Genomic DNA, 20,182 nt, shown 5'->3' with positions numbered 1-20,182 from the left:
CCGGTCAGTCGAGCAGGTCGTGGCGCACGATCACCTGATCGCGCTCCGGACCGACGCCGATCACCGAGATGCGCGTGTTGCTCATCTCCTCCAGCGCGAGCACGTAGTCCTGCGCCGTCTGCGGAAGGTCCTCGAAGGTGCGCGCGGTCGAGATGTCCTCGCTCCACCCGGGGAAGTACTCCAGGATCGGCTTCGCGTGGTGGAAGTCGGTCTGGTTCACCGGCACCTCGTCGAACCGCTCCCCGTCCACGTCGTAGGCCACGCACACCGGGATCTTCTCGAGCCCGGTGAGGATGTCGAGCTTCGTTAGCACGAGGTCGGTGATGCCGTTGATGCGCGTGGCGTACCGCGTGATGGGGGCGTCGTACCAGCCCACGCGGCGCGGACGCCCGGTCGTGGTGCCGAACTCGAAGCCCTGCTTGCGCAGCCACTCGCCCTGCTCGTCGAACAGCTCGGTCGGGAACGGACCGGAGCCGACGCGGGTCGTGTAGGCCTTGACGATGCCCACGATGCGGTCGAGGGCGCCGGGGCCGACCCCGGAGCCGGTCGAGGCGCCGCCGGCCGTAGCCGAGGACGAGGTGACGAACGGGTAGGTGCCGTGGTCGATGTCGAGCATCGTGGCCTGGCCGCCCTCGAACACGACGACCTCGCCGCGGTTCAGGGCCTGGTCGATGAGGTAGCCCGTGTCGGCGACCATCGGGCGCAGACGCTCGGCGTAGGAGAGCAGGTCGTCGACGATCTCGTCGCAGGTGACGGCGCGGCGGTTGAAGACCTTCACCAGGAGGTGGTTCTTCTGGTCGAGGGCGCCCTCGACCTTCTGGCGCAGGATGTTCTCGTCGAAGAGGTCCTGCACGCGGATGCCGACGCGGTTGATCTTGTCGGCGTAGGCCGGACCGATGCCGCGGCCGGTGGTGCCGATGTTGCGCTTGCCGAGGAAGCGCTCGGTGACCTTGTCGAGCGTGCGGTGGTACTGGGTGATGATGTGCGCGTTGGCGCTGACCTTAAGCCGCGAGACGTCGATGCCGCGGGCGGACAGAGCCTCCAGCTCGGAGAAGAGCACCTCGAGGTCGATGACCACGCCGTTGCCGATGACCGGGTTCACGCCGGGCGACAGGATGCCAGAGGGCAGCAGGTGCAGGGCGTATTTCTCATCGCCCACGACGACGGTGTGCCCGGCGTTGTTGCCGCCGTTGAACTTCACCACCCAGTCGGTGCGCTCACCGAGCAGATCGGTGGCCTTGCCCTTTCCTTCGTCGCCCCACTGCACGCCGACGATAACGATTCCTGGCATGGGTAACCCCTTGGCTTTCGCCGGGTTTGCACCGGCCGATGAGCTGGCCCTCTTCGGGCGCTCCCATCCTATCGGCAGGCCTCGGACAGCCCCCGGGAAGGCCGATACGGGACGGAACACGCACCTTCCCGGGGCCGCGGAGGCACCTTTTCGGTCCCGCATCGTGCCGGGAGGGGCGCGGGGTCGAGCGCGTAACGGGGACGGCGCGGGGGGGCCGCTACAGTGGCGACGGAGGTGGCGATGACGCGGTGGTGGCCCTATGTCCGACTCTCGGCGGCGGCGCTCGCGGTGGCGGCGATCGTCGCGCAGCTCGTGCGCACGCTGGAGATCGCCCTCGCCGCGGACACCGCGTGGGGCGCGCACCTGCCCACCGTGTTCGCGAACTTCTTCAGCTTCTTCACGATCCTCTCCAACGTGCTGGCCGCTGTGGTGCTGGCCGTCGGCGGGATCTGGGGGCTGACGCACCGCGACGCGAGAGTCGAGCCGACGTGGCTGGCGACGCTGCTCGTGTGCGCGAGCACCTACATGATCGTCACGGGCGTCGTCTACAACACGCTGCTCCGCGGGATCGCGCTGCCGCAGGGGGCCACGGTCGCCTGGTCGAACGAGGTGCTGCACGTCGTCATCCCGCTCGTCCTGCTCGCCGACGTGCTGTTCGCGCCGCGTCGTCGTGCCCTCGGCTGGGGCACCGTGGGGATCGCCGCGATCTTCCCCATCGTGTGGGTGGTCTACACGCTGCTCCGCGCGAACCTTGTGACCGCACCCGCGACCGGGAACCCGTGGTGGTACCCGTACCCCTTCCTCGATCCCGCGCTGAACGGCGGCTACGGCGGCGTCGCGCTCTGGGTGCTCCTCATCGCCGCGATCATCCTCGCCACGGCCGCGCTCGTCGTGGGGATCGGGCGGCGTCGGGCCCGGCCGTGACCCACCCCTTCCCGTGCGCCCCACCCCCTTGCGGACGTACGAAAAGGGGTGGGACGACCGGAAGGGGGTGGGTCGGCGATCAGACGAGGAGCGCGTCGGCCTCGAGATAGCGCTCGAGGGAGTCGTCGAGCTCGTCCAGCCACGGGGTGTGGTGTGCGGCGGCGAGCGTCCCGGTCATGACCGAGGGGTACACGCGATCGCGGTAGCCCATGATGTCGGCCTTCTTGTCGTGCTTCCAGGCGAGGAAGATCTCCACGACGCGATCGAGGTCGAACGCCGGATAGTCCGTGCACTCCAGCAGGTCGCGGATGTAGTCGGCCTGGAAGCGGATCTCCGTCGCCGCCGAGTCGATCTCCGCGAACCGCTTCCGCCACGCGGCGATGGACGCGGCGCGCTCGCCCTCGTCGGGCAGGGCGATCCGGCCCAGGATGACGTCGCGCACGAACCACGCCTGCGCGTCGAACATGTTGAACGTGAACCACTGGTCCTGCGCGCCGAGGTAGGCGAGGCGCGGGTTGCCCTGCCAGAGCACGCCCCGGTACAGCCCGTCGGGGTAGACGTTGTTCGGCGAGGACAGGGCGAGTTCCGCGGGCAGGAACGGGTACTTGTGCAGGTAGCCGGTGCAGAGGATGACCGCGTCGACCTCCTTCGAGGTGCCGTCGGCGAAGTGCACGGTACGGCCCTCGAAGCGCTCGACGCACGGGCGCTCCTCGAAGCCCTCCGGCCAGTCGTAGCCCATCGGCGCGGTCCGGTAGCTCGCGGTGACCGAGCGGGCGCCCATCTTGAAGGCCTGGCTGCCGATGTCCTCCGCCGAGTAGCTCGACCCGATCACGAGCACGTCCCGCCCGGCGAGGGCCTCCGCGCCCCGGAAGTCGTGCGCGTGGGCGACGGATCCGGGGAAGGTCTCGATGCCGTCGAAGTGCGGCACGTTCGGGAAGGAGAAGTGCCCGCTGGCCACGACGACCCGGTCGAACTCCTCCGTGGTCGTGCGCCCGGTCGGCAGGTGCTCGCTGGTGAGACGGAACACCTCACGGTCCTCGTCGAACTCCACCCAGCGCACCACGGTCTCGAAGCGGATGAGGTCGCGCACCTGCGTCTTCGCGAGGCGCCCGGCGATGTAGTCCCACAGCACCGGACGCGGCGGGTACGACGAGATCGGCCGTCCGAAGTGCTCGTCGAAGGTGTAGTCGGCGAACTCCAGGGCCTCCTTCGGGCCGTTCGACCACAGGTTGCGGTACATGCTGGAGTGCACGGGCTCGCCGTACTCGTCCAGCCCGGTGCGCCAGGTGTAGTTCCACTGGCCGCCCCAGTCGGCCTGCTTCTCGAAGCAGACCAGTTCGGGGATCTCCGCCCCCGCACGGGCTGCGGATTCGAAGGCCCGCAGCTGCGCCATCCCCGAGGGGCCGGCGCCGATGATCGCTACTCGTTCACTGTTCGTCACGTATCGTCCTCAAACTCTTCCGTCATGTATCGGGCGCAGCCGTATCCGGGAGAGGAGGACAGTTCTTCCCCGGTGGGAGCGGAACGCTCGACCTGCCCGGACAGTGGCTGCTCTTCGACGTTAGCAGTGCCCCGCGGCGACGCTGGCGGGAATGCGACGACGGCTGTCGCTTCCGCGCATCGCCGATGTCGGCGGCCGGTGCCAGGATCGGACGGTGCGACAGGACATCAGGGCATCGGAGCGGCTCGACCCGCAGGGCTCGCCGGCGCGATCGCGCGGCGCCCTGGTCCTGCTCGCGGCAGCGGTGACGGTGGTGCTCTGGGCCTCGGCCTTCATCGGGATCCGTGGCGCTGGGCCGCACTACGACCCCGGGGCCTTGGCGCTGCTGCGCATGGCCGTGGGCACCCTCGTGCTGACGATCATCGCGCTGCGGCACGGCATCCAGCTCCCGGAGCGCCGCCACTGGCTGCTGATCGCCGCGTGGGGTGTCGGATGGTTCTGCATCTACAACCTGGCCCTCAACAGTGCCGAACGGACCCTCGACGCCGGGACCGCCGCTATGGTCGTGAACCTGGCGCCGCTCATGGTCGTCGTCTTCAGCGGTCTCTTCCTCCGGGAGGGATTCCCCCGCCCCCTGGTGATCGGCGCCCCCATCGCCTTCCTCGGGGTGGTCCTCATCGGCATGAACTCCACCAGCAGCACCGGCCCCGACCTCACGGGCCTCCTGCTGGCCCTTCTCGCCGCGGTCATGTACGCGGGGTGCACCCTGCTGCAGAAACACCTGCTCACCTCGGGGGTCGACGCCACCACGCTGACCTGGCTCGGGGCGGCCGCCGGCACGATCGCCCTGCTTCCCTGGCTCGGCGCGTTGATCGCCGACGTGCAGACGGCGCCCCTCGACGCGACGCTGTGGGTGGTCTACCTCGGCATCTTCCCCACCGCCATCGCCTTCACCACCTGGGCGTACGTGCTGCAGCGCAGCACCGCGGGGAAGACCTCCGCGACGACATACGTGGTCCCGGCCCTCGCGATCCTGCTGTCGTGGCTGATCCTCGGGGAGGTGCCCACCCCGCTCATGTTCGTGGGCGGCGCGCTGTGCCTGCTCGGCGTGCTCATCACGCGCATGCGGGGGCGGCGCTCGCGCTGAGCGCGCCGCCCGCGCGGGTCGAGGTCGGTCCGGGCGGATGCGATTACGCTGGTCGGCGGAGGGGCGCGCCGTGCGGGCCCGCGTGTGACCGAGGGAGACGAAGACCGATGACCGACGCCGACGCGCAGACCCCGCCGACGATCTCCGCGCCCCCGCCGCCCCCCGCGTCCGCCGCGCCGATCGCCGCCGCGGCCCCCGCCGCCGCTCCGACCGACGCCGAGATGGCGCGCGCCGGTGCCGTGCTGCAGACGATCTCGGACGCGTACTCCGCGAAGATGGTGGGCCAGGAGCGCCTGCGCACCAGCCTGCTCGTGGCGCTCATCGCCGGCGGCCACATCCTCCTGGAGAGCGTGCCCGGCCTCGCCAAGACCACCGCCGCCAGCACGCTCGCCGACACTGTGAAGGCGAAGTTCAAGCGCATCCAGTGCACGCCCGACCTCCTGCCGAGCGACATCACGGGCAACCAGATCTACGACGCCGCGACGGGCAGCTTCCGGACGGTGCTCGGCCCCGTGCACGCGAACTTCGTGCTGCTCGACGAGATCAACCGCTCCAGCGCCAAGACCCAGAGCGCCATGCTCGAGGCGATGCAGGAGCACCAGACCACCATCGGCGGCGAGATCCACCCGCTGCCGAAGCCGTTCCTCGTGATCGCGACGCAGAACCCCATCGAGCAGGAGGGCACCTACGAGCTGCCCGAGGCGCAGATGGACCGGTTCCTCCTCAAGGAGATCGTGGAGTACCCGAGCCCGGCGGAGGAGTTCGAGATCCTCAGCCGCATCGACTCGGGAGTGCTCGACCCCGACCGGCACGTGCACAGCGCCGTCACCCTGGACGACGTGCACCTGCTGCAGGACGTCGCGAGCCGCATCTACGTCGACCCCGCTATCCGCAACTACATCGTGTCGATCGCGTATGTGACCCGGAATCCCGCGCCGTACATCGGGGAGGAGCGTGCCCGCTTCATCAAGTACGGCGCGAGCCCTCGGGCCAGCATCGCCTTCCTCCAGGCCTCCCGCGCCCTCGCCCTCCTCAGCGGCCGGACCCACGTCCTTCCCGAGGACATCCGCGCCCTGCGCCATCTCGTGCTGCGGCACCGCGTGCTGCTGACGTTCGAGGCCGACGCCGAGGGCATCCGCAGCGAGGAGATCATCGACCAGATCTTCGCCGCCGTGCCCACCCCCTGACCCGCCGACACGTCCAGGGATCCCGCGCCCGATGCCCAGCCTCATCACGCAGGTGAAGAGCAAGCTCTTCATCCACTCGAACCGCAAGTCGCTGCACGCGCTCGACGGCGCCTACGCGTCGTTGCTGCACGGGCGGAGCCTCGACTTCGAGGACCTGCGCAAGTACGAGTACGGCGACCAGGTGCGCGACATCGACTGGCGCGCGACCGCCCGCCTCGGCACACCGTTGGTCAAGCGGTCTCGGGCCACGCGCATGCATACGGTGATGTTCGTCGTCGACACGGGACGGTCGATGACCGCTCTCGCCGCGGACGAGCGCTCGAAGAAGGACCTGGCGATCCTGGCGACCGGAGCCCTCGGGGTGCTGACCCTCCGGCACGGCGACGACTTCACGGTCGTCTACGGCGACTCCTCGCGCGTCCGCCGGCTGGCGCCGGGGCGCAGCGAAGGGGCCCTCGAACACGCACTGCGGACGATTGACCGCGCGGTCGACGACGCGGCGGCCCCCAGCGATCGCGACGCCCTGCTGTCCTTCGTCACGCGGACGATCGCGCGGCGCATGATCGTCGTCGTGCTCACCGACGAGGCCCCGGTCACCACCGAGACCGAGCGCCTGCTGCGCCGCCTGCGCGTGCAGCACGACGTGCTCTGGCTCACCCTGCGCGACGCCGAACCGGTACTCGACCACCGTTCCGCCCGGCTGCGCGCCGACGTCGACAGCCTCTGGGAGGTCCCCGATTTCATCCAGGGCGACCGCACGATCGTGAACGAGCTCGGTGCGCAGCGGGCGGCCGACGCCGCCCGGCTCGCCGACCTGCTCACGCGGATGGAGATCAGCCACGCCGCGCTCGACGGTCAGGACGACGCCGTTCCCCAGCTGCTGCACCTGCTGAACCGGAGGTCCGATGCCCGGTTCTGACGAGCTCTACCCGCCCGCGCAGTACGGGTGGGGATGGATGCTGCTCGCGCTCGGCATCCTGGCCCTGCTGATCGTCGGCACGTGGCTGCTGTTCCGGCTCACGCGCCCCCGCACCGCCGCCTCCGGAGCGGCCGCGGATGCCGGCCAGCCGTCCACGCTCGACGTGCTGTCCGCCCTGCGCTCGGAGTACCTCGACCGCATCGACCGCGTCGAGCACGACTACCGGGACCGCCGTCTCTCCGCGCGGCAGGCCAACCTGGAGCTGAGCCGCGTCGTGCGCACGTTCGTCAACGAGTACAGCGGCTTGGAAGCACCGGTGCTCGCCCTCGACGACCTCGTCTCCCGCGGCGTGCACCCGGCGCTCATCGACGCGATGGGCCGCCACTACTATCCGAGCATCTTCCGGCAGGGACCCGCCATCGATCCGGTCGCCGGCGCCGAAGCCGCCAGGACGGTGGTGCGCGCGTGGCACTAGCGAACGTCTGGATGCTGGTCCTCGCCGCGGCGGTCGTCGTCGCCGCGGTGGCGATCGGTCTCGCGGTCGGCCTGCGCCGTCACCGGGACCGGCGCGCGGCGGACACCGCTCGCGTGGCCAGGGCGGAGCGGCTGCGAGCGCTGCCGTCCTTCCGCCAGGCGCTGTCCCGTCGCGCCGTCGCCCTGACGGGTCTGCTCGCCCTCGGTGCGGGGGCCGCGCTGGTCGCCGGCGTCGTGGCCGCGCGTCCGATGTCCGCCCAGACGATCCAACCCGTCGACACGAGCCGCGACATCATGCTCTGCCTGGACGTTTCGGGGTCGATGTCGGAGGTCGACGTCGAGGTGCTCTCCGTGTTCGACGAGCTGCTCGACGGCTTCGAGGGCGAGCGCATCGGCCTGACGATCTTCAACAGCTCTCCCGTGCAGATCTTCCCCCTCACCGACGACTACGACTTCATCCGCGAGCACCTCGCGAGCATGATGTCGAGCTTCGACTACGTGGACGAGATCCCGGAGCACTGGCTGGGCACGCTCAACGGCGACGGCGCCTCCCTCATCGGCGACGGACTCGCGGCCTGCACCATGGGCTTCGATCACCCGGACGACGACCGATCCCGGTCGGTGATCTTCGCGACGGACAACGAGATCAACGGCGCCTCGATCGTGACGCTCGATGAGGCCGCGGCGTATGCGGCGTCCCAGGACGTGCGGGTGTTCGCGATCAACCCGGTCGAGGGCAAGGACGCCGACGTCAGCGCCGAGCTGGCCGCCGCCGCCGAGGCCACGGGAGGCGCCGCCTACGGGCTCCGCGACACGACCACGGTCGGGGACATCATCGACGAGGTCCAGAAGCAGGAGGCCACGGCGCTGCGCGGCGAGGCGCAGGTGGTCTGGACGGACACCCCGAACCTGTGGATCGCCGTCCTGTCGGTCCTCGCGCTCGGCTTCGTCGTGCTGGTGTGGAGGGTGCGCCAGTGATCTTCCAGCCCGTGCTCCCCGTGTTCCTCATCCTGCTGCTGTGCGCCGGCGTCGCCGGCGTGGCGGTCTGGATGCTCGTGCGTGCTCCGCGGGCCGGGGGCGAGGTCGTGACCGACCGACGCGCTCTCGCCGTGCATCGGTCCCTCTGGGCGCTGCGCCTCGTGATGGTGCTCGCCTGCGCCGTGATGCTGCTGCGGCCGGGGCTCCCCGGAGGCTCCACGCAGACCCTGGCGACCGACACCGACATCGTGCTCGTCGTCGACACCACCGCGAGCATCGTGGCCGAGGACTGGGACGACGGCTCCCCCCGGATCGACGGTGTGCGCGCCGACGTGCGCGCGCTCGTGGAGGAGTACCCCGGCGCCCGCTTCGCCCTCCTCACCTCGGATGCGGCAGCCCAGCTGAGGATCCCGCTGACCACCGACACCACCGCCCTGCTCGGCTCACTCGACGTGCTGCGCCCCGAGGTCACGAGCCAGTCGCGTGGCAGCTCGATCGGCGTGGCCGCTCGGCTGCTGAGCGAGACCCTCGCCGCCGCGGCGGAGTCGTCGCCGGACCGTTCGCGCATGGTCTTCTACTTCGGCGATGGCGAGCAGACCACGGGGTCCGCCCCGGAGTCCTTCGCCGACAGCGCGCGCTACACCGACGCCGGAGCCGTCTTCGGATACGGGACGGCGGAGGGCGGGCCCATGCGCGTGACGACGGGGGGCCTCGATCAGAGTGACTCCGAGTACATCCAGTACCAGGGTGCGGACGCGCTGTCCGTCATCGACGAGGGCAACCTCGAGACGATCGCCGGGCAGCTCGGCGTCGAGTACGAGCACCGGGAGGCGGATGTCGCCCCGTCGCTCCCCGCCGCACCGTCGAGCACCACGGCCTACGCGGACGCCGGCGAGGTGGGCAACGTGATCGAGTTGTACTGGGTCGCCGCGCTGGTCGTCCTCGCCGCGCTCGGCGTGGAGCTCACGCGCGCGACGATCCTGGTCGCCCGGCTCCGCGGGCTGCGCGCTCCCCGCTCGGCACGGCCCGCTCCACTCGACACCCCCTGACAGGCCCCGAGACCCCGGGCATCCGTGCGGGTACGGCGTGTACTCCGCGTCCGGTGATGGTATTGTGTTACCCGCCGGAGGCTTCTGTGCCTTCGACGGGGGTTCGTCGGAATGAACCGCCGCGGTCTGAGCATCTCTGGGGGAGCTCTCGCGGTCGATCGTCCGACGATGACGTGCCGACGTGGGGTCGGCCATCGAATGACTGGGGAACACACATGGGGAACAGTGCTGTCTGGAAGCGCGCACGCACGGGCGTGGCCGGGGTGATCGTGGGGGTGATGGTCACCGCGGGGCTGGTCGCCCTCGGCGGCGGTGCCGCCGCGGCGGCCGACGATCCGGGCGGACTGCCTCCGCTGCTGCAGCGGGATGAGAACGTCGTCACATCCGATCCGATCCCGACCGTGCAGATCGACAACGGGTACGTCTGGGCGCAGACGACGATCGGCTCGACCGTGTACGCGGTCGGCAAGTTCGACAACGCCCGCGAGCCGAAGGCGGCACCGGGGACCGCGCTGACGGCGCGCGCGAACGTGCTCGCCTACGACATCGACACGGGCGCGCTCCTGCCGTTCGCTCCGCAGGTCAACGGCGTGATCAAAGCCGTCGCCGCTTCGCCCGACGGCACCCGCATCTACATCGGCGGCTCCTTCAACAAGGTGAACGGCAAGGACCGCTGGAACATCGCCGCGATCGACGCGAAGACCGGCGAGCTCGTCCCGGGCTTCGTGCCTTCCATCGGCGGATCCGGCGTCTACGCGCTGGCGACGTCGGGCACGACGGTCTACGCGGGCGGCCTGTTCACCCAGGCCAACGGCACGCCGCGGAAGAACCTGGCCGCCTTCGACACCACCAACGGCGCCCTCCGTCCGTGGGCCCCGCAGACCGACCTCCAGGTCGATGCCATGGTCATGGACCCTGCCGGCGCGGACACGATCGTGGGCGGACGCTTCTCCCAGGTCAACGGCAACACCGAGATGCGCGGCAGCGCCTCCGTCGACAAGACCACGGGCGCCCTCAACACCGAGTGGGAGCTGGCGAAGACGGTCAAGAACGGCGCCGGCTCCGGCATCTACGCCGGCAAGGCCGGGACGTTCGGTCTCGCGGCCGATGCCACCGGCGTGTACGGCACCGGGTGGGGCTTCGCCGACGCCGCGACGGGCAGCCTCGAGGGCACCTTCGCCGCCGAGGCCGGCACCGGCAAGGTGCGCTGGATCGCGGACTGCATCGGCGACCACTACGGCGTCTACTCCACCGGCAAGGTCGTCTACACCACCAGCCACACCCACACCTGCGTGACCCTCGGCCTCCACCCGGAGCAGGCTCCTCGCATCCACCGCTACTCCGAGGCCTACACCGCCGACGCCAGGGGGACGCTTGCTCCCCAGCCCGCGGCACCGGGCCGCAAGGACTGGGGCGGCACTCCGGCGCCGTCGCCGTACGCGTGGTCTCCGGACTGGGCGGTCGGCGTGACGACCGGTCTGGGTCAGGCCGGCCTCTCCATCACCGGCACCGGGAACATGATCTCCATCGGCGGCGAGTTCCGCTCGGTCAACAACGGACAGTTCGAAGGACTCGTGCGATTCTCGACGACTCCTCCCGGCGGCCCGAAGGACGGACCCCGCCTCTCCGGAAACAAGTGGGAACCGACCGCGACCTCGCTCGTACCCGGCCACGTGAAGGTCTCGATCCCGGCCAACTGGGACCGGGACGACCTGACGCTGACCTACGAGCTCCGCCGCGCCGGTTCGCCCGCTCCGCTGCTCACCACGAAGGTGGACTCCACCTGGTGGAACCTGCCCGCCGTCACCTTCGAGGACACGACGGCCCCGGTCGGCTCGCAGCAGACGTACGCGTTCACGGCGACGGACGGCGACGGCAACACCGTCACGAGCGCGTCGGCGACCGTCACCGTGGCGGGGACCACTCCGCCGTACTCCGACGCGGTGCTCGCCGACAAGCCGCAGTTGTACTACCCGCTGGGAACCGTCGCCCAGGACGTCGCGGGCACGAACAACCCGATCCTCCGCGCGGGAACGAAGCCGCAGTCGTCGGGAATCCCGAAGGGAGTCGCGGGCGCCACGGCGCTCGACGGCACCGAGACGGGCCGCGTCGACACCACCACCAAGCTGCCGGCGCCCGGGGCGTACTCGGCCGAGATGTGGTTCCAGACATCGACGACCAGCGGCGGACTGCTCTTCGACTTCGAGAGCTCGGCAGCGGGCTTCTCGAGGAACCACGATCGGAACGTCTACCTGTCGAACGACGGCCGCCTCAACTTCGGGGTCTACGACGGCAGCACGAAGGTCATCACGACCAAGGCCGCCTACAACGACAACCGGTGGCACCACGTGGTGGCATCCGTGAGTCCCGAAGGGATGAAGCTCTTCGTCGACGGGCAGCTGAACGATCAGATCACCGGTGTGACCAAGGGTCAGGACTACCAGGGCTTCTGGAAGATCGGCAGCGGCAAGCTCGCCAACTGGCCGAACATCCCGAAGTCGGTCTCTCTGACCGGCGCCGTCGACGAGTTCGCGGTGTACCCGTACGGACTGAGCGCCGCCCAGGTCAAGACCCACTACGCCGTCGGCACGGGCTCCATCGCCCCGGTCGCCGCGTACACGGCCACCGCTACCGGGCTCGACGTCGCGTTCGATGCGAGCACCTCCGTGCCCCCAGGATCCGCCACGATCTCGAGCTACCGCTGGGACTTCGGTGACGGCTCCACCGGTACCGGCAAGACGCCGACGCACACGTACGCGAAGCCCGGCACGTACGCGGTCACGCTCACGATCACCGACAGCCAGAGCCTCATGGGATCGGTCACGAAACCGGTCGTCGTCCAGGGCGCCAACGCGCTGCCCACGGCTTCGTTCACGCTCTCGACCTCGGGGCTGACGGTGTCGGCCGACGCGTCGGCATCGACGGACGCCGACGGCGCCGTCCGCAGCTACCGCTGGGACTGGGGTGATGGCACGACCGGCGAAGGCGCGTCGGCGACGCACACCTACGCGACCGCCGGCACGCGGACGGTCACCCTCACCGTGACGGACGACGTCGGGGGCTCGGCGACGACCACCCGGGAAGCCGTGGTGGCGGAGCCCGCGCCGCTCGCGAGCGACGAGTTCGACCGCACGGCCGGTCCCGGCTGGGGCGAAGCCCTCGCCGGCGGCGCCTGGAAGATCGCCGGCGGATCCGCCGCCGCGACCAGCGTCGCCGACGGCTCGGGGCAGCTGAAGCTGGCCGCGGGAGACACCCGCCACGCCACGCTGAACGCCCCGTCGGTGCCGAACCCGGCGCTGGAGACGACCTTCCGCGTCGATCAGCCGTCGAGCACGGGAGGCTCCTACATCGGGGTCATCGCCCGGGACTCGTCCGCCGGCCGGTATCTCGTGCGCGCCTGGCTCCGCCCCGACGGCACGGTCTGGCTCGTGGCGCACCGCGACGGCACCGTCCTCGCGACCCGGACTCTGAACGGCGTCACGGTCACCCCGGGCACCGCGTACACCCTCAAGGCGGCCGTGACGGGGACGGACAAGGTCTCCCTCGTCGCGAAGCTCTGGGCGAGCGATGCCGCGGAGCCCGCCGACTGGCAGCTCCGAGCGACCGACACCGCCCCGCTGCCGGCGGGTGGCGTGGGGCTGAGCGGCAGCCGCTCCGCGAGCGCGACCGCGCCGCTCGGCGTGGCCTTCGACACGTTCCGCGTCAAGGCTGCGCAGTAACCGACCGCGCGCGCGACGGACGCCGACCTCGATCAGCCGGGGTCGGCGTCCGTCGTTTCGCCGTACCCGTCGCGCCCGATCGTCGCGGATAGGATGTTCAGACGCCGACGACAGGGGAGGAGGTGCGTCGTGATGCCTGCCCGGGACGAGGCCGCCACAGACCTCCTCCGCTCGAACCGCCGTCGCCGGCTCATCCGCCGCTGGGTCGCGATCGGGACGATCCCGCTCACCCTCGCCGCGCTGCTCTTCGTCGGCAAGCTGCTCAGCATGTACGCGTTCGCCCATCAGGCCATCACCGCCTACGTCGTCGACGACTTCGCGGGTTCCGAGTCCTCGGCGCGAGGACAGGACGTCCTGAACTGGTTCGAGCCGTTCAAGGCGCCGTACAACATCGGCACCGCACTGGCCGGGGCCGATGAACTCCCCGCCTCCCGCGCAGAACTGGAGCGTGCCCTGGATCTCGCCACCGGGCTCGAGGTCTGCCCGGTCCGGATCAATCTCGCCCTCGTGGTCGAGCGGATGGGCGATGCCGCCAGGGCCGAGGGCGACGGTGCCGGGGCGACCGCCCTCTACGGCGAGGCGCTGACGATCACCGTCGAGACCCCGGAGGAGTGCCACAGCGAGGAGGCGCAGCAGCAGTCGCCCGATCCCGAGCGCGACATGACGGACACTCTCGACAGCACCGAGGACCGCCTCAAGCAGAAGCAGCAGGAACAGGAGCAGCAACAGCAGCCGCAGGAGCCGCAGGACGAGCAGGAGGAGCCGCAGCCGTCGGAGGACAAGCTGCAGGATCTTCAGGACAAGCTCGAGCAGGGGACGCAGGAACGCGATCAGCAGCAGGGCGATGAGCCCGGCGGCACCGGGGCGGACAAGCCATGGTGAGCGATCACGAGCGACAGCGCGCCCGGTATGTGGGCGGCACCGAGGGCGCCCCGCCGGTCCCGCCGCCCGGAGGCTATCGCGGCGCCCGGCGGCAGCAGCAGGTGGGTCCCACGCCGCCCGCCCTCTCCCCGCTGCCGCCCGAGGAGAAGAAGCCCTCGGCGAATGCCCTGGGCTGGATCGCGCTGGTCGCCGCGATCCTCTTCGTCCTGATCCTGTTCGGCACGCTCGTGGTCGGCGGCACGGACCTGCTCTACGGCGTGACGATGATCACGCTGCAGCTCGTGGTGCTCGCCGTCATCGTGGCCGCGCTCTTCACGCCGGGCGGACGGCGGCTCGGGATCATCGCGCTCGTCCTCACCATCCTGTTCAACGTCGCAACCGTCGGGGCGCTCAGCGCACTGCGCACCTCGGCGTCCGGCAACTACGAAGGCGTGAAGACCGCGGAGCAGCGGCATGCGGAGGCCTACCCCGGGATCAAGGGCACGGCCCCGCAGGAAGCGCTCACCCAGCAGTCCATGGAGGAGGTGCGCGCCGAGGCCGAGGCTCTCTTCGCCGACATCCGCGAGCGGCTCAGCGCCGACTTCGGGTTCACCTGGGTCCAGGTCGGCGAGGAGGACGTGCGACCGGAGCGGAACGGGTACGGGGGTGAGTCGATGCTGTCGGAGTACACCTCGGCGGCCTGGGCGACCGAGCAGCCCGTGCAGGGCTACGCGCGCAAGCTCGAGGTGATGGCCGCGATCGACGAGGTGGTGGCCGCGCACGGCCTGTGGAACCTGTACTCCTTCAACGACCCGGCGAACTCCGGAATCGACCCGTCCATGATCGCCAAGCTCTACGGCAGTGACGACCCGCGCACGCAGACGACGTGGGAGTACTACACGGAGAACTACCCCGACCCGCTGCGCTTCTACGCGAACATCTATGACCTGTCGAACGATGCCGACGGCGGCTTCCGCACCTCGCGAGAGGCGCAGAGTGCGCGCACCGGCGAGCCGGTCGAGGGGCTCCAGCTCGTGGTCATCGCCGGCAAGGTGCTGAGCGAGGCCGACCGCGCGGAGTTCGAGGAGCGGCTGCAGGACTATCCCGGCTTCGAGTGACCACCCGCCCGGTGCGAGGATGACGGGATGAGGCAGGGAGCGGTCGGCGCGGTGCGGCTCGTCGAGCACGGCGGACGCCGGCTGGTCGAGAAGCGCCTCGCCGATCCGGCACGGCACGACAACGAGCTGCGGGCCCTCCGCGGACTCGTCGGCTCCGCGCTCCCGGTGCCCGAGGTGGTCGAGGAGCGGCCGGGGGCGATCCTCATGACGGCGCTCCCCGGCACCCGCCTCGACGACGCCGCCGCCGACGCCCGGATCCTGGGCCTCGGTTCGTCGGCACCGCTGCTCCGCGCCCTGCATCGGCTCGACCCACCCGACGACCTTCTTCCGGCACCCGACGACGCCATGATCATCGAGCGGTATCGCGCCGCCGGTGCGCCTCCCCTCCCGCTGCGCATCCCGCCGTCGTCTGGGACCGTCTTCTGCCACGGCGACTGGACCGACGGCAACCTGCTCGCGCAGCACGGCCGCATCTCCGGGATCGTCGACTGGGAGGCGTCCCACCGTGGCGATCCGCTGCGGGAGCTGGCGCGAGCCGCGTGGGGAGCCGCCCGGAAGGATCCGCGGTCGGAGCGGGCGCTCATCGACGGCTACGGCGCCGATCCCGCCCGGGTCCGCGCGTGGTACCCGGTGCACGCCGCGGAGCTGTGGCTGTGGTTCGCGGAGGCCGGCCCTCCCGCGTACCTCGCTGCGCTCACCGCCGAGCTGGAGCGGTGGTCGGACTGACGCTCACCGGGTGATTCCGGTCGGACGCCCTCGATGATCCGACGCGCCGTGGCTACACTGGCGGCACAGGGGGAGGGAGCGTCCGCATGATCCACGAACTCGACGAGCAGCAGTCCTACGAGTTGCTGGCGACCACCACGGTGGGCCGCATCGGATTCGTCGACGAGGGCCTGGTGCAGATCCATCCGGTGAACTTCGTCGTCTCGGGGCACGAGCTGCTCCTGCGCACATCTCCGGATGGCCACCTGGCGGCCCTCTCCCGCGAGTCGGCCGAGGTGTCGTTCGAGGTCGACTACCACGATCCGATCGGCGGCCTGGGCTGGAGCGTGCTGATGCACGGTGTCCTGTCGCAGGTACCCGAGGAGGACGCGGCCGGGGCGGCGGCGCGGGTGCATCCGTGGGCCGGAGACGACCGCGACCTCCCGCTGTCGTTCCGCATCGAGCGCATCACCGGACGCAGCGTCCGCCGCGACGCCCGCACGGGCGGCGTCTGAGCCGCCGAGCGCGCGTTCCGCTCAGGACGCGAAGGCGAGACCGGCGGCGAGCGCGAATCCGAGGACGGTCGCCAGCCCCGTGGACTCCTTCGCCTTCGACTGCGCCTCCGGGACCATCGAGTCCACCAGCATGACGAGCAGGGCGCCCGCGGCGAAACCGCTCGCCCCCGAACGGAAGACCTCGCCGGTCACGCTGGCCAGCGCGAAGCCGGCGACCGTCGCCAGCGCGCAGACCACGGCGACGCCGGCCCACAGCAGCAGCACTCTGGACCGTCGCATGCCGCCGTCGAGCAGGTCGGCGGCGGAGCCGATGGACTCCGGGAGGTTCGAGACGAGGATGGCGACGACGAGCGCGATGCTCACCGGCTCCCCCGAGGCGAGACCGATGCCGAGGACGAGCTGCTCCGGGATCCCGTCGAGGAGGGCGCCCACCGCGAGCTGGCCTCCCCCGGCCTCGCCCTTCTTCCTCGCGGCCCTGGCGTCGAGGATGCGGGCGGCGATGTAGTAGCTGAGGGCTCCGAGGGCGACGCCGGTGACGAGCGGGATCGGACCACCCCGGTCGAGCCCCTCCTCCCACAGCTCGAAGGCGATGGAGGCCATCAGCGCTCCGGCGCCGAAACCCAGCACGATGCCCAGCCACCGCGGCGGCCAGCTGCGCAGCATCGCGAGCACCGCGCCGACGAACAGCGGAGCCGCCGCGACGGCTCCCCACAGAATCGCTCCACCCATGTCCGACCTCCCGTGCGCCCACTCTCTCACTTCCCGCAGCTGAGACTCGTGCCACCCACCCGAATGGTATTCTCTCGGCATGAAGGCAACCATGGACAAGGCAGGACGAATCGTGATCCCTGCCGCACTCCGCGAGCGTGTCGGATTGGTTCCCGGGCCGGTGGACCTCGTCCTCGACGGCAACGGCATCCGGATCGAGATCGAGGCCCCCGACAACCTCGTCGAGAAAGACGGCCGCCTCGTCGTCCGCTCTTCCGGCACCACCCTCACACCTGATGACGTTCGCGAGCTCCGCCTTGCCGACCAGCGCTGACTTCGTCCTCGACACGAGTGCGGCGGTCGCTCTTCTCGTGGAAGACCACACGGCGCACGGCGCGGTGCAGACCTTCTGCGCCGGTGCGGCCCTCGGTCTCGCCGGACACGCCTCGGCAGAGACGTACTCCGTCCTGACCCGCCTGCCGCCCCCCGATCGACTGACCCCCTCGGCCGCGGCGCTCGCCATCCGCACCGCCTTTCCCCGTTCGGCGTCACTCGCGGGGCACACCGCGCTCACCGCCGTCGATGTTCTCGCCGATGCGGGGATCTCCGGCGGGGCGGTCTATGACGGCCTCGTCGGCCTCGCCGCACGGGATGCCGGCGTCCCGCTCGTCACGTGCGATCGCCGCGCGCTGGGCACCTATGCGGTGCTCGGCGTCATGACGCGGCTCGTCTGAGGCGAGACGGGACGACACGCCGCCGCCGATAGACTGGGAGCCATGTCCAAGGTCCTCCAGTCCCTGCCCGTCGGCGAGCGCGTCGGCATCGCCTTCTCCGGAGGACTCGACACCTCCGTCGCCGTCGCCTGGATGCGCGACAAGGGCGCCGTCCCCTTCACCTACACGGGTGACCTCGGACAGTACGACGAGGACGACATCGCCTCGATCCCCGGGCGCGCGCTGGAGTACGGCGCCGAGGCCTCGCGCCTCATCGACTGCAAGACGGCGCTCGTCGAGGAGGGCTTCGTCGCGCTCTCCTGCGGCGCCTTCCACATCCGCTCCGGCGGCAAGACCTACTTCAACACCACGCCGCTCGGTCGCGCGGTCACCGGCACCCTGCTCGTGCGTGCGATGCGCGAGGACGGCGTCGACATCTGGGGCGACGGCTCGACCTACAAGGGCAACGACATCGAGCGGTTCTACCGCTACGGCCTCCTCGCCAACCCCCGCCTGCGCATCTACAAGCCCTGGCTCGACGCGGACTTCGTCACGGAGCTCGGCGGTCGCCAGGAGATGAGCGAATGGCTGGTCGCGCACGGCTTCCCGTACCGCGACTCGGCCGAGAAGGCGTACTCGACGGATGCGAACATCTGGGGCGCGACCCACGAGGCGAAGACGCTCGAGCACCTCGACGTGTCGCTGGAGACCGTCGACCCGATCATGGGCGTGAAGTTCTGGGACCCGTCCGTCGCCATCGAGACCGAGGACGTCTCGGTGACGTTCGAGGGCGGCCGTCCGGTCGCGATCAACGGCGTCGAGTTCAGCGACCCGGTGGCCCTGGTTCAGGAGGCGAACGCGATCGGCGGGCGCCACGGCCTGGGCATGAGCGACCAGATCGAGAACCGCATCATCGAGGCGAAGTCGCGCGGCATCTACGAGGCTCCGGCCATGGCGCTGCTCTTCATCGCGTACGAGCGCCTCGTCAACGGCATCCTCAACGAGGACACCCTCGCCACCTACCACGAGCAGGGTCGCCGCCTCGGTCGCCTCATGTACGAGGGCCGCTGGCTCGAGCCGCAGTCGCTCATGCTCCGCGAGTCCATCCAGCGCTGGGTCGGCTCGACGATCTCGGGCACCGTGACGATCCGCCTGCGCCGCGGCGACGACTGGACGATCCTCGACACCGTCTCGCCGAACCTGTCGTACGGGCCGGAGAAGCTGTCGATGGAGCGCGTCGGCGACGCCGCGTTCGGCCCGGTGGACCGGATCGGCCAGCTCACGATGCGCAACCTCGACATCGCCGACTCCCGCGCCCGCCTGGAGCAGTATGCGGGCCTCGGCCTCGTCGGCGGCGCGACGGGCGAGCTCGTCGGACGGGTGACCGCGGGCGAGTCGGCCGAGATCACCGAATCGGTGCACGGCTCGATCTCGGAGGCCGACGAGAATCTCGCGGACGCGGTCGACACCGCTTCCGAGCGCGCGGCCTTCGACTCCGGCACCGACTGAGCGCACGGGGCGCCGCGGCTCACCGGGCGCCCCTTCCTGGGGCCGCGATCAGGACGCGGCGGCGAGCGGACGCGTCGGTGCCACCGCGCGGTCGACGATCCCCGGCAGCACGTCATCGAACAGCGTCATGAGGGCGGCGCGCATCGCCGCGGCGTCTCGTCCCGGGAGCACGACGGCGATCCGTGCGACCGCGGCGCGCACATCCGTCCAGTCGAAGACACTTCCCGCGCGACGGGCGACGCACGCGAGAAGCGTGCCAAGGTTCCCGACCAGCTCGGCACGCTCCGTGTTGCCCTCGATCCGGGCGAAGGCCACGGCGAGAGCACGCAGGCCTCCGCCGAACGCGGCTCCGTCCCGCCACCGGACAGCCAGGGCCACATCGTCGACGAGCTCGTCCAGGTAGGCGAGGTCGTCGGCGTGGAGCACCGTCATCGTGCGCCGGACGGAGCCGATCCAGACGTCGCCGAACAAGGCCACCACGTCACGCGCCCGGTCTCCGTCGAGCGCGGTCACCCACCGCGTGCCATCGCGGCGCACCGCGACGAGCCCGACCGCGGCGAGGCGGTCGAGGGCGCGGAGCACCTCGGCCGGCCGGGCGTCGAGTGCGACAGCGAGGTCTCGCTCGTCCAGCCGTGTCCCCGGCGCGAGCGCCCCCGAGACGATCGCGTCCGTCAGCCTGTCCTGCAGACTGCGGTGCCGATCCCCTGCCACCGATGTCGCACTCCCCGCGCGCACATCATCCTTCTTCTCGATCATGGCGTCCCCCCGCCGTTCCCTGGACCGATCCCGCCGGAGTTCCGGTCCGGACCGGTCTCTCCGCTGAGATGCGCCGAAGCGCGACGCGTAACATAACACGGCGCGGCCCGGAGGAACCTCCGCGTCCTCCCGCACGGCCGGAACGCTGCGAGGTTGCTGAGTTATCTT

At 70.7% G+C, this 20,182-nt stretch carries 19 protein-coding genes; 15 read left to right on the top strand and 4 right to left on the bottom strand.

The window, feature by feature from the left end; all coding sequences use genetic code 11:
- Positions 1 to 4 precede the first annotated feature (4 nt).
- A complete protein-coding gene (locus ACFU8V_RS03105; protein ID WP_025104217.1) occupies positions 5 to 1,291 on the bottom strand; it encodes an adenylosuccinate synthase in 1,287 nt (428 codons plus the stop codon).
- 240 nt (positions 1,292 to 1,531) lie between these two features.
- Here ACFU8V_RS03105 and ACFU8V_RS03100 point away from each other — a divergent pair, with 240 nt between their 5' ends.
- Positions 1,532 to 2,215, top strand: coding sequence for a Pr6Pr family membrane protein (locus ACFU8V_RS03100; RefSeq protein WP_029989539.1), 684 nt, complete (start codon positions 1,532 to 1,534; stop codon positions 2,213 to 2,215).
- A 79-nt stretch (positions 2,216 to 2,294) separates the two neighbouring features.
- Here ACFU8V_RS03100 and ACFU8V_RS03095 read toward each other — a convergent pair whose 3' ends face one another.
- A complete protein-coding gene (locus ACFU8V_RS03095; protein ID WP_378868891.1) occupies positions 2,295 to 3,656 on the bottom strand; it encodes an NAD(P)-binding domain-containing protein in 1,362 nt (453 codons plus the stop codon).
- Between the two features lie 214 nt (positions 3,657 to 3,870).
- Between ACFU8V_RS03095 and ACFU8V_RS03090 the strand changes: the two genes are divergently transcribed.
- From ACFU8V_RS03090 to ACFU8V_RS03040, 11 genes are all read left to right on the top strand, one after another.
- Positions 3,871 to 4,803 carry a DMT family transporter gene (locus ACFU8V_RS03090; protein ID WP_378868889.1) on the top strand — a complete coding sequence of 311 codons (933 nt, stop codon included), beginning with the start codon at positions 3,871 to 3,873 and terminating at the stop codon, positions 4,801 to 4,803.
- A 179-nt stretch (positions 4,804 to 4,982) separates the two neighbouring features.
- On the top strand, positions 4,983 to 5,990 hold the full coding sequence (locus ACFU8V_RS03085) for an AAA family ATPase (RefSeq protein WP_374754523.1): 1,008 nt from the start codon (positions 4,983 to 4,985) through the stop codon (positions 5,988 to 5,990).
- A gap of 31 nt (positions 5,991 to 6,021) precedes the next feature.
- Positions 6,022 to 6,909, top strand: a complete 888-nt coding sequence (locus ACFU8V_RS03080) for a DUF58 domain-containing protein (protein WP_303709585.1) — start codon at positions 6,022 to 6,024, stop codon at positions 6,907 to 6,909.
- Positions 6,896 to 7,384 carry a hypothetical protein gene (locus tag ACFU8V_RS03075; RefSeq protein ID WP_062637591.1) on the top strand — a complete coding sequence of 163 codons (489 nt, stop codon included), beginning with the start codon at positions 6,896 to 6,898 and terminating at the stop codon, positions 7,382 to 7,384. The genes ACFU8V_RS03080 and ACFU8V_RS03075 overlap by 14 nt, the downstream gene beginning before the upstream one ends.
- On the top strand, positions 7,375 to 8,361 hold the full coding sequence (locus tag ACFU8V_RS03070) for a VWA domain-containing protein (protein ID WP_378868884.1): 987 nt from the start codon (positions 7,375 to 7,377) through the stop codon (positions 8,359 to 8,361). The genes ACFU8V_RS03075 and ACFU8V_RS03070 overlap by 10 nt, the downstream gene beginning before the upstream one ends.
- Positions 8,358 to 9,410 (top strand): VWA domain-containing protein, encoded by a 1,053-nt coding sequence (locus ACFU8V_RS03065; protein ID WP_378868881.1) that lies wholly within the window; start codon positions 8,358 to 8,360, stop codon positions 9,408 to 9,410. Before ACFU8V_RS03070 ends, ACFU8V_RS03065 begins: the two co-directional genes overlap by 4 nt.
- 215 nt (positions 9,411 to 9,625) lie before the next feature.
- Complete coding sequence (locus ACFU8V_RS03060; protein WP_378868878.1) at positions 9,626 to 13,129, top strand: PKD domain-containing protein; 3,504 nt, start codon at positions 9,626 to 9,628, stop codon at positions 13,127 to 13,129.
- A gap of 132 nt (positions 13,130 to 13,261) precedes the next feature.
- Positions 13,262 to 14,011, top strand: coding sequence for a hypothetical protein (locus tag ACFU8V_RS03055; RefSeq protein ID WP_126894406.1), 750 nt, complete (start codon positions 13,262 to 13,264; stop codon positions 14,009 to 14,011).
- Entirely contained in the window at positions 14,005 to 15,108 is a 1,104-nt protein-coding gene (locus ACFU8V_RS03050; RefSeq protein WP_378868875.1) for a DUF4064 domain-containing protein, read from the top strand. Before ACFU8V_RS03055 ends, ACFU8V_RS03050 begins: the two co-directional genes overlap by 7 nt.
- 27 nt (positions 15,109 to 15,135) lie before the next feature.
- Positions 15,136 to 15,834, top strand: a complete 699-nt coding sequence (locus ACFU8V_RS03045) for a phosphotransferase (protein WP_315107066.1) — start codon at positions 15,136 to 15,138, stop codon at positions 15,832 to 15,834.
- Positions 15,835 to 15,920: 86 nt separating this feature from the next.
- Positions 15,921 to 16,328, top strand: a complete 408-nt coding sequence (locus ACFU8V_RS03040) for a pyridoxamine 5'-phosphate oxidase family protein (protein ID WP_025105208.1) — start codon at positions 15,921 to 15,923, stop codon at positions 16,326 to 16,328.
- A gap of 21 nt (positions 16,329 to 16,349) precedes the next feature.
- Here ACFU8V_RS03040 and ACFU8V_RS03035 read toward each other — a convergent pair whose 3' ends face one another.
- Positions 16,350 to 17,057, bottom strand: a complete 708-nt coding sequence (locus ACFU8V_RS03035; protein WP_085604240.1) for a ZIP family metal transporter — start codon at positions 17,055 to 17,057, stop codon at positions 16,350 to 16,352.
- Between the two features lie 79 nt (positions 17,058 to 17,136).
- On the opposite strand from ACFU8V_RS03035, the gene ACFU8V_RS03030 reads away from it, so the two are divergent.
- The 3 genes from ACFU8V_RS03030 to argG are packed head-to-tail and all read left to right on the top strand — an operon-like array spanning position 17,137 to position 19,258.
- The gene (locus tag ACFU8V_RS03030; RefSeq protein ID WP_249521388.1) at positions 17,137 to 17,370 is read left to right on the top strand and encodes an AbrB/MazE/SpoVT family DNA-binding domain-containing protein; all 234 of its coding nucleotides are present in this window, start codon (positions 17,137 to 17,139) and stop codon (positions 17,368 to 17,370) included.
- On the top strand, positions 17,333 to 17,770 hold the full coding sequence (locus tag ACFU8V_RS03025) for a PIN domain-containing protein (protein WP_253247366.1): 438 nt from the start codon (positions 17,333 to 17,335) through the stop codon (positions 17,768 to 17,770). The genes ACFU8V_RS03030 and ACFU8V_RS03025 overlap by 38 nt, the downstream gene beginning before the upstream one ends.
- A gap of 42 nt (positions 17,771 to 17,812) precedes the next feature.
- A complete protein-coding gene (gene argG / locus ACFU8V_RS03020) occupies positions 17,813 to 19,258 on the top strand; it encodes an argininosuccinate synthase (protein ID WP_025105204.1) in 1,446 nt (481 codons plus the stop codon).
- Between the two features lie 48 nt (positions 19,259 to 19,306).
- Here the strand turns inward: argG and ACFU8V_RS03015 are convergent, their stop codons facing one another.
- On the bottom strand, positions 19,307 to 20,014 hold the full coding sequence (locus tag ACFU8V_RS03015) for a GntR family transcriptional regulator (protein ID WP_161973076.1): 708 nt from the start codon (positions 20,012 to 20,014) through the stop codon (positions 19,307 to 19,309).
- Positions 20,015 to 20,182: the final 168 nt, after the last annotated feature.

The sequence above is a fragment of the Microbacterium sp. NPDC057658 genome, assembly GCF_042799975.1.
GTDB lineage: Bacteria > Actinomycetota > Actinomycetes > Actinomycetales > Microbacteriaceae > Microbacterium.
This window is presented reverse-complemented; position numbering and strand designations above follow the sequence as displayed.